This is a genomic window from Streptomyces sp. NPDC006208 (assembly GCF_040613775.1).
Taxonomy (GTDB): domain Bacteria; phylum Actinomycetota; class Actinomycetes; order Streptomycetales; family Streptomycetaceae; genus Streptomyces.
The window spans coordinates 213,661-225,969 of record NZ_JBEXSW010000007.1; the positions used below are offsets into that span (position 1 = coordinate 213,661).

Here is a 12,309-nt window from a genome sequence, read left to right on the forward strand (position 1 = left end):
CAATGAGTGACGTACGGGAGAACCTGACGTACGAGAGGTTCGGCGACGCCGTCCAGGAACTCGCGCAGACCATCGCCGACGACGGGTACGAGCCCGACATCGTGCTCTCCATCGCGCGCGGCGGCGTCTTCGTGGCGGGCGGTCTCGCGTACGCGCTGGACTGCAAGAACATCCACCTGGTGAATGTGGAGTTCTACACCGGCGTGGGGACGACGCTCGAGATGCCCGTGATGCTGGCGCCGGTCCCCAATGCGATCGACCTCTCGGACAAGAAGGTCCTCATCGCCGACGACGTCGCCGACACCGGCAAGACGCTCAAGCTCGTGCACGACTTCTGCGTCGACCATGTCGCCGAGGTCCGCAGTGCCGTCATCTACGAGAAGTCCCACTCGCTCGTGAAGTGCGAGTACGTCTGGAAGCGCACCGACGAGTGGATCAACTTCCCGTGGTCGGTGCTGCCTCCCGTGCGTAAGTCCGGCATCCCTGTCACTCCGTCGCGCGAGGCGCTCTAGGCGCTGCCTGACCTGCTGATTCACTCTTTTGAGTGGTGGGTGGCCGCTCGGGGCGCGCCGCTCCGGACCGTCGATCGGGCACCCGGCTAAGTGTGGGCGCTGTGAGGGTGATCGTCCGGGCAGAACGCCGGCAGAAGTCGTGGCGCAGATGCATGGCCGTGGTCCTGGCGGCCGTCGCGGTCACTGCGGGGCTGCTGACGGCTCCGATGGCCTTCGCCGCCCTTTCCGGCCGCACCTCGTCGACCGCGAGCTGGGCCGCGGCAGCCAACTTCGGTGTCGGCAGGCTCTTCGGGTGGGGTGACAACACCGAAGGGCAGCTCGGTCTGGGGAACAGCTCCGATCGCCGCAGCCCCACGCAGGTGGGTACGGCGACGACCTGGACCCGCCTGGCCGTCGGCAGGGAACACACGTGCGCACGTCAGACGAGCGGCACGCTGTGGTGTTCGGGAGACAACACCTACGGGCAGCTCGGGCTGGGCAACACGACTGACCACAGCGTGCACACCCAGGTGGGCACTGCCACCACGTGGTCGCAGGTGGGCGCCGGGGATCTCCACACCTGCGCGACCCGCACCACGGGAGGGCTGTACTGCTGGGGCAGGAACAACGCCGGTCAGCTCGGCCTGGCCGACAGCACCAACCGCACCGTCCCGGTCCAGGTCGGCGCCGCCGCCGTCTGGGCCATGCCGGCCGCAGGGTACGAGCACACCTGCGCCACCCGGAGCAACGGGACGCTGTGGTGCTGGGGGAGCAATGGCTCGGGTCAGCTGGGGCTGGGGGACACGGCCGGCCGTACGTCGCCGGTGCAGGTCGGTACGGGCGTCACCTGGGCGTCGGTGACGGCGGGTTTCGCACACACCTGCGCCACCCGGACCAATGGCACGTTGTGGTGCTGGGGGAGCAATGGCTCGGGTCAGCTGGGGCTGGGGGACACGGCCGGCCGTACGTCGCCGGTGCAGGTCGGTACGGGCGTCACCTGGGCGTCGGTGACGGCGGGTTTCGCACACACCTGCGCCACCCGGACCAATGGCACGTTGTGGTGCTGGGGGTACAACGGCTCCGGTCAGCTCGGCCTGGGGGACACCACCAGTCGCACCTCCCCGGTCCAGGTCGGCACCGCCACCACCTGGGCGTCGGTGACGGCAGGCCTCGCGCACGCCTGTGCCATGCGCAGCGGGCGGACAGTGTGGTGCTGGGGGGACAACACCGAGGGCCAGCTGGGGATGGGCGACACCACCAACCGCACGTCACCGGTCCAGGTCCCGGGCTTCCTCGGCCGGCCGCTGGTGACAGGCCCGACCTCGTCCAGCGTGCTCTCGATCTCATGAATGTGCGCCGATTGAGGGGTTATGGGCCTGTTGCACCCCTTTCGAACTGCATGTTCGTCATCGAACGGAAAAGATGCAGGGCATGAGGAACTTGCGTTGGGCCGCGGCGGGACTGCCGTGGACACGAGTGGTGGCCTACGCCCTGCCGGTGCCGCTGGGCCTGGCGCTCAGCGGCGCGCTGGTCTGGCGGGCGTCCCATGCGGCCTTCGCCGGGGCTACGACCAACTCCGGCAACAACTGGTCCGCGGGATCGGTCAATCTGACAAATGACAGCGGCGGCGTGCCGATGTTCCAGGTCTCCAACCTGACGCCTGGCGCCTCGGGGTCGCGTTGCATCGCGATCACCTCGAACTCTTCTCTCCCGTCCAGCATCAAGCTCTACAGCTCCCATGCGGCCACCCCGGCCAACGACATCAGCCCCCACATCACCCTCACGGTCGAGGACGGCACGGGTGGCTCCTTCAGCAGCTGCACCGGATTCACGCCCAACGGTGGGGTGGACTACAGCGGCACCCTGGAGAACTTCACCAGCACTCGCACCAACTACGCCAACGGCGTGGGTCCGTGGGCAGTGGCGGGCAGCCCTCCGCCACACATCGTCACCTACCGCGTCTCCTGGACCTTCAGCGCCACCGCACCCGACAGCACCCAGGGCGGCAGCACCCCCAATGTCAGCTTCAACTGGGAAGCCCAAACCGCCTAGATGACCCCACTGTTCGGTCGGGCCCCCTCGCAGGAGAGCGGCGGGGCCCGGCTCTGGATCTCCCTTCTGACGCTGACCTCGGCACGGGTCACGCTCGCCGCGGCGGCCGGGCTGCTCATCTGGGCGCACGTGCCCCCGCTCGTCCTGGACTGGCAGCCGACCCTCGTGGTGAGCGCGTCGATGCGCCCGCGCATCACCCCCGGGGACGTCGTGCTGTACCAGCCACTGGAGGGTCGTGCACCCCTGCGCGGCCAGGTCGTCCTGGTCCGGGACCCCGCGCACCCCTCCCGACTGCTGTCCCACCGCGTGCGGAAGGTCCTGCCCGACGGGAGGGTCATCACCGCGGGTGACGCCAACCGCCGGCCCGACTCGACCCCCGTCCCGTCCTCGCAGCTCCTGGGCTTCGGCCGGCTGCGAATCCCGTCCGTCGGCCTCCCCGTGATGTGGTGGCGCGACCGGGAGTACGGGACGATCGCCGCCACGGCCCTGCTCGTGCTCGGCACGGCACGTCTGGCGGCACTACGCCTTCCCGGAACCGGGGCCTTGGTCCCTCAGGGCCATGCACACCCGGCCCAGTGACGTCCTGACCGGCCCAGTGACGTCGTAGAGGGTGGCGTCATCGACGTGACGCCATGAAAGAGGCCCCCGTCACGCGACGGGGGCCTTGCACGGGTACGGCTCAGATCGTGCCGAGCTTGATCAGCGACAGCAGCGCGATCAGCTGGATCGCCGACGCTCCCAGAGCCTTCGGCCACGGCAGGTCGTGCGACTTGCTCACCATCGAGGTGAACAGCGCGCCCGCCGCCAGCCAGGTCGCCCAGCCGATCACCTGGACCAGGGAGTTCTCGCCGCCCAGGAAGATGGCGAAGAGCAGGCGCGGGGCGTCCGTGATGGACATGATCAGCATGGAGAGTCCGACCGTCGGCTGCCAGGCGCCGTCGCCGCCCAGCTGGCGGGCGAGGGTGTGGGTGACCGCGCCCAGGATCAGAGCGCCGATGACGAACGCCACCGCCGTGGTGAGCACCGACGGGATCGCGGTGGAGAGCGTCGCGTTGATCGTCTCCTCGCGCGCCTCGTCCAGGCCGAAGAGCGCGAGCAGGCCGTAGAGGAACGTGACGATCAGTGCCGGGCCCCACACCGGGTAGTCCCGCATCTGCCAGAACGTCGCTCCCGGGCGCAGCACGATGCCGCTCAGCAGCTGCTTCCAGTGCAGCCGCGGGCCCGCGGGTGCGGCCGGGGGCCCGCCCGCCTGGTAGGTGGAGCCGGCGCCGTACGGGTCGTCGTGCACGCTGAACGCCTGGGTGTGACCAGGGTTGTTGGCCGCGTACGGGTCGTGGCCCGCGGGCTGCTGGTACGGGTCGCCGAAGTACTCCGGCTCGCCGTACGGGCCCTGGGGGTGCTGCTGATACTGCTGTCTGCCTCCGGCCGTCTGCGGCCACTGCGGCGGCTGCTGCCCGTGCGGAGGTGCCGCATGGCCACCGCCCTGATAGGGGGGCGGAGCCTGCTGCGGTTGCTGCTGCTGCGGGGGGCGATTGGCCCGGCCGCGTCCGATCCTGAATCCAGCCACGTAATCGAACGTACCCGGTCCGCGCACTTGGGGTGGGGTCGGTCCCGGGAACAGGAGGCCTTTGCTGCCGACCTGTGACATCCCCTAGGGGAACCCTGGGGGGCCTGCCCGATTGCACATCAGGGCAGGTCAGGGGCCAGGTCCGGCTGATTTCAGGGCAGGAAGAGGGACGTGCTGAACGTGATCAGCGGGGGCGTACGGGGCGACGCGGGACGGGCCGGCTGGACGGCGACGATGTCCGCCCGCTCGCCCCGGTGGGTCCGCGTCACGATGTCCGGGCGCTTGTCGCCGTCGAAGTCCGCGTACGCGAGTACGTCCGTGACGGGCTTCTTCTCGCCTCCGCCTGTTCCGAGCGCCGGGGCCGGCGGGACCTTGACGGCGTCGAACGCGTAGCCGCCGCCCGGTCGGCCCGGTCCCGTGGGTCCGCCCAGCAGAAGCTTGCCCTTGGCGGCCGTTCCGGGCGTATGCGTACGGGGCAGCGCGACCAGGTCGTCGGCGCCGTCGCCGTTGGTGTCCGCAGCGGCCTCGGGCGCGGCCAGCGCAGGGCCGCCGCCGGGAAGCGGGGCGGTGGCGGCGCGCGGGGCGCCGGCCCGGGTGAAGGGGCCGCGCAGGAAGCTGACGCGGCCGGCGGACGCGGTGAGTGCGAGATCGGGGGAGCCGTCGCCGTCGAAGTCGCCGCAGACCGGGTGGTCGGGCCAGTCGTTGCCGTAACGGGCCTGGCCGGGCATGTGCAGCACGACCGCCTTGCCGGTGAGTCCGGCGGGGGAGCCGAAGAGCAGCTGCAGGGGCACGGGCGGGCGGCCGATGCCGTCGTACGGCGGGTCGGTGGTCACGACGAGGTCGGCGAAGCCGTCCTGATCGAGGTCGCAGGAGGCCTCGGCGTCGAACGCGGCGGGCAGGACGCCCTCGACCTCGGTGGCGTGCGTACGAGGGGTGAGGAGCTGCCGTACCGCCGGATCCAGGGTGCGCGGGCCCGCGGTGCCGTAGACGATGCCGATGCCCGCGTCGTCGCCGAGACTGTCGCCGGGGGCCTTGACCAGGTCGTTCAGGACGAGATCGCGGTGGCCGTCGCCATTGAAGTCGAAGGGGAGGCGGCTGCCCTTGCCGTGCGGTACGGGCATGCTCTGCTTTCCCGCTGTGCCTGCCTTGCCGGCGAGCGGGGCCGTGTCGCCGTTCTTGGGGGCGGACCGGGGATCCGGCTCTGCCGCGGTGCTGCAGGCGGTCAGCAGCGCCGCAGCGACGCAGAGAGCGCCCACGCCAGCCGTTCGTATCCGCACGTCCCACCCTGCCCGTCGGTCTCGTCTGTGCGCGGTCGCCCCATGATGCTCGTCCGGATGCCCCTGCCACGCAATGGTTTGCGCGCAATCGCAGGCCAATGGTTATCCGATGCGGTGCCGCGCGTCGTCCCGTGCGGCGCCCGGCGGTGCCGTGCGCCGGGATCGCAGGCCGGGCAGGGTCCGGCCGGCGGCGGTGACAGCAGCGCCGCCGGACCCGCCCCGCGGCGGGTCCGGCCGCTGTTGACTGCGACAGGGGCTCAGCCCGCGAGCTCCGAGCCGAAGGCCGAGTACGCGGTGGAGAGGCCGAGCGCCCCCGGTCCGAAGCTGGTCGAGCCGGTCGTCGAGTAGAGGGTCCCGGCCGCGCCCGGCAGATGCCACAGGCCGCCCGCATCGTCGTTCTCCTGGGAGGCGACGGCGCTGAGGTCGGCCCGGCCGTCACGGTCGACGTCGGAGGCGAACAGCTGGGAGCCGAAGCCGTCGATGCTCTCCGCGCTGCCGGGGACACCCGGGCTGTCCTGGCTGAGCAGCAGCGCGCCGCTCGTGCTGAGTCCGGTGGTGGAGCCGCGCAGCACGGTGATCGTGCCGGCGCCGTAGAGCCCGTCGGGCTCGCCGCCGATCGTCTCGCCGGGGACGCCGACGGACAGGTCGGCGCGGCCGTCCTTGTCCAGGTCGCCGATCGCAACCGCGGCGCCGAACGCGTCGCCGTGCTCGCTCACGCCCGGCACGCCGGCGGAGTTCTGTGTCAGCGTCGTACGGCGGGTGGCGCTGGGGCCGGTGCTCGTGCCGTGGACGACGCTGACCTCGCCGCCGGTGGAGCCGGACGGCTCGTGCTCCGGCTCCTCGGCGTTGCCGAGCGCGATGTCGCCGTATCCGTCGCCGTCCAGGTCACCGATGGCCGCGACCGAGCCGGGACGCAGCGCGGCGCCCTTGCTGAGGCCGCTGCTGGTGCCCTGGTAGTAGACGGCCGGGCCGAGGTCGTCGCTCTCCGGCTTGTTGCCGGTGACGACCAGGTCGGCCTTGCCGTCGCCGTTGATCCTTCCTGCGGTGAGGCCGGGCCATTCGAGCGGTGACGCGTACGAGGTCACGGAGCCGGTCGTGCCGGACTTGGCGAACGGGCCGCGGATCAGACGGATCTTGAAGGGCGGGTTGCCGGAGTCGCCCTGGGCGCCGATCGCCAGGTCCGGCTTTCCGTCGCCGGTGAAGTCGCCGGCCGCAAGACTCAGACCGAAGTAACTGCCGTGCAGCGCCAGCGGGTTCTTGATGGTGGTGCCGCCGCTGAGGCCGGATGCGCTGCCCCAGACGACGACCACGGTGCCGGCGTCGTCGCCCTGCTCGGTGTCCTCATTGGGGGCGGTGACGATCAGGTCCGAGTAGCCGTCGCGGTTGAGGTCCGCCGCGGCAACCTTGTGGCCGAACTGGTCGTCGGTCTCGGCCGAGCCGGGGATCCCTGGGCTGTTCTGGCTGATGACGGTGCGCCTCGCGGGGGCGAGGCCGGTCGCGGAGCCGTGGACGACGGCGACATGACCCGCCCACTCCTTGCCGCCGACGGTCGCGGCCGGGGCGGAGATCGCGAGGTCGCGGTAGCCGTCGCCGTTGAAGTCGCCGGCGAGCCCGGAGGGGGCGGCCGAGGCGGTCCCGGCGGCAGCGGTGAGCAGGCCGCCGGTCAGTGCGGCCGCGGTTGCCGCGCACAGGAGGGTGCGGCGGAAGCGGGGATGGCGGGGCATGAGCGTGCTCCTGGTCAGGGATGGTTCGGTGCGTCGGTCAGGATGGGCAACGGGGCGTGGCCATGGGCCGGTTGGAGCGCCCGACGGCCGGTCCCGCGCCGGGTGCGCGGAACCGGCCATCGCTGGACGGGAGTTGACGTCAGCCGGTGATGAGCCAGCCGAAGATCGGGGTGCCGACGGCCGAGATGCCCGTGGCGCCCAGCCCGATGCTCCGGCCCGCCGGGTCGATCTGCGTGCCGTTGGAGCGGAAGGCCACGATCTGGCCGTCCCGTGCGTTCTCCCACGGGACGCCGACGGTCAGGTCGGCCTTGCCGTCGTTGTTCGTGTCGGAGAGGAAGACCTCGCCGCCGAAGGCGTCCTCCGCCTCGCCGGCGCCGGGCACGCCCGGGACGTCCTGGTCCAGGCCCTGGTTGCCGGTCTCGGCGAAGCCTGTCTCCGTGGCGTACAGGACGGTGACCATGCCGGCGTTCGCGACGCCGTTCACGTCCTCGTTGGGGGAGCCGATGGCCAGGTCGGACCTGCCGTCGCCGTTGATGTCGCCGAAGCTCACCTCATAGCCGAAGTTGTCCTTCGACTCTGCCGTGCCGGGGACACCGAGGGTGTCCTGGTGAACGGTGATCTCGCCGCCGTTCGGACCGCTGGAGGTGCCGTAGACAACCTTGATGGCGCCGCCCTTGGCCACACCGGCGCTGTCCGCGCCGCTGTCCCAGCTGTTGCCGATGACGATGTCGCCGTAACCGTCGCCGTTGGCGTCGCCGATGTCGGAGATGACACCCGCGGGCAGCTTCACCTTGCCGGCGGTGGTCAGGCCGGAGGCCGAGCCCGGCAGGTAGTAGTTGGCGTTGTACGAGTACTCGCTCGGGCTGTCGCCCTCGTAGCCGTCGACGACCAGGTCGGTGCGGCCGTCCTTGTTCACGTCGCCCGGGGCGAGGTAGAAGATGTCGAATCCGGGCACCGCCAGGACCGGGGCGGTGAGCGAGTAACGGCCACCGGTTCCACCGGACTTGGTGAAGCCGCCGCGGTAGATGTCGATCTTCTGGTTGTCGGCGCTGATGGCGAGGTCGGCCTTGCCGTCGCCGTTGTAGTCGCCTGCCGCGACGACAGCGCCGAACTGGTCGTGGCTGGAGGGGGACGGGTCGGCGACCCCCGTACCGCCGAAGAGCCCGGTCGCGGAGCCCCACACGATGGTGACCGCGCCGCCGTCCGTGTCCGAGCCGACGTCCTCCCTCTGGGAGCCCACGGCGAGATCGGCGTATCCGTCGCCGTTGTAGTCGCCTGCCGCGAGATGGCCGCCGAACGCGTCGCCCGTCTCGGCGGTTCCGGGGACACCGGCGCTGTTCTGGGTGAGGGTCTGGATCTTCTCGGCGCCCGCGCCGCCGGCCGAGCCGTACAGAACGCTGACGGCGCCCGCGTTCTTGTAGCCGTTCACGGTGGCGCTCGCAGCCGACACGGCCACGTCGCGGTAGCCGTCGCCGTTGAAGTCGCCCTGCAGCCCCGAAGGGGCGGCCGAGGCGGTGCCGGAGGTCGCGGCCAGCAGGCCGCCGGTGAGGGCGGCCGCGGCGGCCGTCGCCAGGGTGATGCGGAGGTTCATCTTCACGCTGCGTTCTCCTGCACAGAGCTGAGGGAGGGTGTCAGTGGGCGAGTTCGTCGCCGAAGTACGCGAGGCCGGAGGGCCCGCCGAGCGAGGTGGAGCCGAACGACGTCGAGCCGGTCGCCGTGATGCCGCTCGCTCCGGTCTTGAACAGCCAGAGCGAACCGGCGCCCGCGTTCTCCGCGTAGGCGCCCGCGGCGAGCTCCGCGCGGCCGTCCGCGTTGCTGTCCACGAGCCGTACCGAGGCGCCGAAGTAGTCACGCGCCTCGGCGCTCCCGGGCACGCCCGCGGTGTCCTGCGAGAAGGACTTGGCGCCGGACCCGGTGAGGCCCGAGGCGGAGCCGCGCAGCACGTAGAAGGAGCCCGCGCCCGTCTTGCTGCCGAGGGCCTCGCCCATGGAGCCGACGGCGATGTCCGCGTAGCCGTCGCCGTTGGTGTCACCGGCGGACAGGCTCCAGCCGAAGCTGTCGCCCTTCTCCGCCGTACCGGGGACACCGGTGGTGTCCTGGTTGATACGGACCGGGGTACGGGTGCTGAGACCGGTGGCGCTGCCGTACGTCACGGTGACGGCACCGCCGAGGCCGCCATGGGGCTCCGTGGTGGACTTCTCCATGAAGTTGCCGGTGACGATGTCCCCGTAGCCGTCCTTGTTCACGTCGCCGATGGCGCCCGCGTAGCCGCCCGCGACCTTGCCCGCAGGCGTGAGCCCGCTCGCCCCGCCCTTGTAGAGGACGCTGCGGGTGCGGTAGTTGTCGCCACTCAACTCCTGGCCCATGACCAGCAGATCGGTAGCGGCGTCGCCGTTGACGTCGCCCGCGACGAGCTTGTCGGAGTTGATGCCGGTCTCCTCCAGGGTGTCGATGCCCACCAGGGCAGCGGCCTTGCCGGTCCTGGAGATGGGGCCCTTGAAGATGTTCAGCTCGGGCGAGGAGATGTTGACGGCGGCCAGGTCGGCGCTGCCGTCGCCGTCGAAGTCGCCGGTGGCGACGTCCCAGCCCAGCTCGTAGCGGGACTCGGGCAGCGGCGAGGTGATGTCGGTGGCGGTCTTCAGGCCGTCCGCGCCGCCCCACACGACGGTGAGCACGCCGAAGTCGTCGGTGCTGCCGATCCGCTCGCCGTGCACGCCGACGACCAGGTCCGTGTATCCGTCGCCGTCGAGGTCCCCTGCGGTGAGCCGGTCGCCGAAGTAGTCGCCGGCCTCGGGGACACCCGGGATACCGGCGGTGTCCTGGCTGATGAGCGTCCGCTTCGACTTGTCGAGGCCGTTCTTGGTGCCGTAGACGACGGCCACATACCCGGCGCCGGACTTGCCGGCGACCTTGGCGATGGGCGCGGCTATCGCCAGGTCCCGGTAGCCGTCGCCGTTGAAGTCGCCCTGCAGCCCGGAGGGGGCGGCCGACGCGGTGGTGGCGGTCGCGGCGAGCAGAGAGCCGGTGAGGGCGGCGGCGGCCGCTGCGGCCAGGGTGATGCGGAGGTGCTTGCGCACGCTGGTTTCTCCTGAATCGACTGAATGAGCAGGTCAGTTGGCGAGTACGTCGCCGAAGTACGTGAGGCCGGACGGGCCGCCGAGCGTGGTGGAGCCGAACGACGTCGAGCCGGTCGCGGTGATGCCGCTCGCGCCGGCCTTGAGGAGCCAGACGGAACCGGCGTAGCTGTTCTCCGTGGGGGCGCCGACGGCGAGTTCGGCGCGGCGGTCCTTGTTGCTGTCCAGGAGCCGCACCGAGGAGCCGAAGTGGTCGAAGGGCTCGGCGGTGCCGGGCACACCCGCGGTGTCCTGGGTGAAGGCCTTGGCGCCGGTGCCGGTCAGGCCTGTGGCGGAGCCGCGCAGGACGACGACCTGTCCTGACTCGGGCGTGCTGCCGAGGGCTTCGTCCCTGACGCCGACGGCGATGTCCGCGTAGCCGTCGCCGTCGGTGTCGCCGGAGGACAGGCTCGTGCCGAACCCGTCGTGGCTCTCGCCGGTGCCGGGTACGCCGGCGGTGTCCTGCGTGATGCGGACCGGGGCACGGCCGCTGAGGCCGAAGGCGCTGCCGTAGGCCACCGTGACAGCGCCGCCGAGGCCGCCGTCCGGGTTGTAGGCGGACTTCTCCGCGGGGTTGCCGGTGACGATGTCGCCGAAGCCGTCCTTGTCGACGTCGGCGATGACCGCCGCCGGGCCGCCCGCGACCGCGCCGGACATCGTGAGGCCCGTCTTCCCGCCCCGGTAGAGGACGCTGCGGCCGGTGAGACCGTCGACGGCCTCGTCCCTGCCCAGGACGACCAGGTCGCTCGCCCCGTCACCGTCGACGTTCCCCGCGACGACCCTGTCGACGCCGATGCCTGCATCGGAGAGGTTGACGTCGGTGCGCGCGGTGGCCTTGCCGGTCCTGGTGAAAGGGCCTTCGAAGATGTGCAGTCCTCCGATGTCGCCGCCGTTGACGGTGGCCAGGTCGGTGCCGCCGTCGCCGTCGAAGTCGCCGACGGCGAGGGACCGGCCCAGCTCGGGACGCGGGGTGGGCAGCGGTGTCGCCAACTCTGTGGCGGAGGTGAGCCCCTTCGGGCCGCCCCAGGCGACGGTGATCACGCCGTATGTGGAGGTGCTGCCGGTCCGCTCGCCGGGCACGCCGACGACGAGGTCGGTGTAGCCGTCGCCGTCGAGGTCGCCGGTGGTGAGCGCGGAGCCGAAGTGGTCGTTGACCTCGGGGACGCCCGGGATGCCGGCCGTGGCCTGGCTGATGAGGGTCCGCTTGGACTTGTCGAGGCCGTTCGGGCCGCCGTGGACGACGGCCACGAGTCCGGCGCCCGGATGGCCGTCGATGTTGGCGATGGGGGCGCCGATCGCCAGATCGCGGTAGCCGTCGCCGTTGAAGTCGTCCTGCAGCCCGGAGGGGGCGGCCGGGGCGGTGCCGGCCGTGACGGTGAGCAGGCCCGCGGCAAGGGCGGTGGTCACGAGAAGCGCGCGCGTACGCATGGGACTCCGCAGGTGTCCAGGCCGCGGTGCCGTACGACGGGGGCGTACGGCACCGGTCGGCCGATCGGATGGGGCCGGGTGTCAGTTGGCGAAGTTGGCGCCGAAAAGGGGGGCGCCGGCCGCCGGGACGCCGGAGGTGCCGGGCGAGATGGTGCGGAGGCCGGCCGTCGTGGCGAGCAGGCCGGTCGTGAGCGTCGCCGCGGTGGCCGTGGCCAGGGCGATGCGGAAGTGCTTCTGCATGCGAGGTTCTCCTGCAGCATGCGGAATGCCGGACGGGCATCCGCAGACAATGGGGGGCGTTCCTCCCCGTTCACCGGAAGTTGTTCATGATGCAACGAGTCGGTCGGCGAACAGGAGACCTGCGACGTGGCCCAAGGGTTGTATGGGGCAGCAATAAATTTCCGGGGCCGGTGTGGCACCCACATGACTCACGCAAGAACGGCCGGTCCTGCCCCCGAGGCAGGTCCGGCCGTTCTTTTTGGTCGCGTACGAAGACGGTTACTTCACGGGCTCCGGTTCCGGAGCGCCCTCCGGTTCCTCCGACGGCGCCGGGTCGGCCGGCGGCGTCTTGACGGAGTCGAGGAGGAGTTGGGCGACGTCGACGACCTGGACGGTTTCCTTGGCCTGGCCGTCGTTCTTCTTGCCGTTGACGGAGTC

At 71.3% G+C, this 12,309-nt stretch carries 11 protein-coding genes; 4 read left to right on the forward strand and 7 right to left on the reverse strand.

Annotated features, from left to right (window positions below; genetic code table 11):
- The first annotated feature begins 2 nt into the window (after positions 1–2).
- The 4 genes from ABZ208_RS07930 (at position 3) to ABZ208_RS07945 (ending at position 3,122) form a co-directional block, all read left to right on the forward strand.
- Positions 3–512, forward strand: a complete 510-nt coding sequence (locus ABZ208_RS07930; protein WP_356908664.1) for a phosphoribosyltransferase — start codon at positions 3–5, stop codon at positions 510–512.
- Positions 513–664: 152 nt separating this feature from the next.
- Entirely contained in the window at positions 665–1,840 is a 1,176-nt protein-coding gene (locus tag ABZ208_RS07935) for a hypothetical protein (protein WP_356908665.1), read from the forward strand.
- 82 nt (positions 1,841–1,922) lie between these two features.
- Complete coding sequence (locus ABZ208_RS07940; protein WP_356908666.1) at positions 1,923–2,543, forward strand: hypothetical protein; 621 nt, start codon at positions 1,923–1,925, stop codon at positions 2,541–2,543.
- A complete protein-coding gene (locus tag ABZ208_RS07945) occupies positions 2,544–3,122 on the forward strand; it encodes a hypothetical protein (protein ID WP_356908667.1) in 579 nt (192 codons plus the stop codon).
- 100 nt (positions 3,123–3,222) lie between these two features.
- Here ABZ208_RS07945 and ABZ208_RS07950 read toward each other — a convergent pair whose 3' ends face one another.
- The 7 genes from ABZ208_RS07950 to ABZ208_RS07980 all read right to left on the reverse strand — a co-directional run bounded on the left by ABZ208_RS07950 (position 3,223) and on the right by ABZ208_RS07980 (position 11,892).
- Positions 3,223–4,110 (reverse strand): Yip1 family protein, encoded by an 888-nt coding sequence (locus tag ABZ208_RS07950; RefSeq protein ID WP_356908668.1) that lies wholly within the window; start codon positions 4,108–4,110, stop codon positions 3,223–3,225.
- Positions 4,111–4,262: 152 nt separating this feature from the next.
- Positions 4,263–5,366, reverse strand: coding sequence for a VCBS repeat-containing protein (locus tag ABZ208_RS07955; protein WP_356908669.1), 1,104 nt, complete (start codon positions 5,364–5,366; stop codon positions 4,263–4,265).
- 278 nt (positions 5,367–5,644) lie between these two features.
- The gene (locus ABZ208_RS07960) at positions 5,645–7,111 is read right to left on the reverse strand and encodes an FG-GAP-like repeat-containing protein (protein WP_356908670.1); all 1,467 of its coding nucleotides are present in this window, start codon (positions 7,109–7,111) and stop codon (positions 5,645–5,647) included.
- A 139-nt stretch (positions 7,112–7,250) separates the two neighbouring features.
- Positions 7,251–8,702 carry an FG-GAP and VCBS repeat-containing protein gene (locus ABZ208_RS07965; RefSeq protein ID WP_356908695.1) on the reverse strand — a complete coding sequence of 484 codons (1,452 nt, stop codon included), beginning with the start codon at positions 8,700–8,702 and terminating at the stop codon, positions 7,251–7,253.
- A gap of 40 nt (positions 8,703–8,742) precedes the next feature.
- Positions 8,743–10,188, reverse strand: coding sequence for an FG-GAP and VCBS repeat-containing protein (locus tag ABZ208_RS07970; protein WP_356908671.1), 1,446 nt, complete (start codon positions 10,186–10,188; stop codon positions 8,743–8,745).
- Positions 10,189–10,221: 33 nt separating this feature from the next.
- Positions 10,222–11,652 (reverse strand): FG-GAP-like repeat-containing protein, encoded by a 1,431-nt coding sequence (locus ABZ208_RS07975; RefSeq protein WP_356908672.1) that lies wholly within the window; start codon positions 11,650–11,652, stop codon positions 10,222–10,224.
- 81 nt (positions 11,653–11,733) lie between these two features.
- Positions 11,734–11,892 carry a hypothetical protein gene (locus ABZ208_RS07980; protein WP_356908673.1) on the reverse strand — a complete coding sequence of 53 codons (159 nt, stop codon included), beginning with the start codon at positions 11,890–11,892 and terminating at the stop codon, positions 11,734–11,736.
- Positions 11,893–12,309 lie beyond the last annotated feature (417 nt).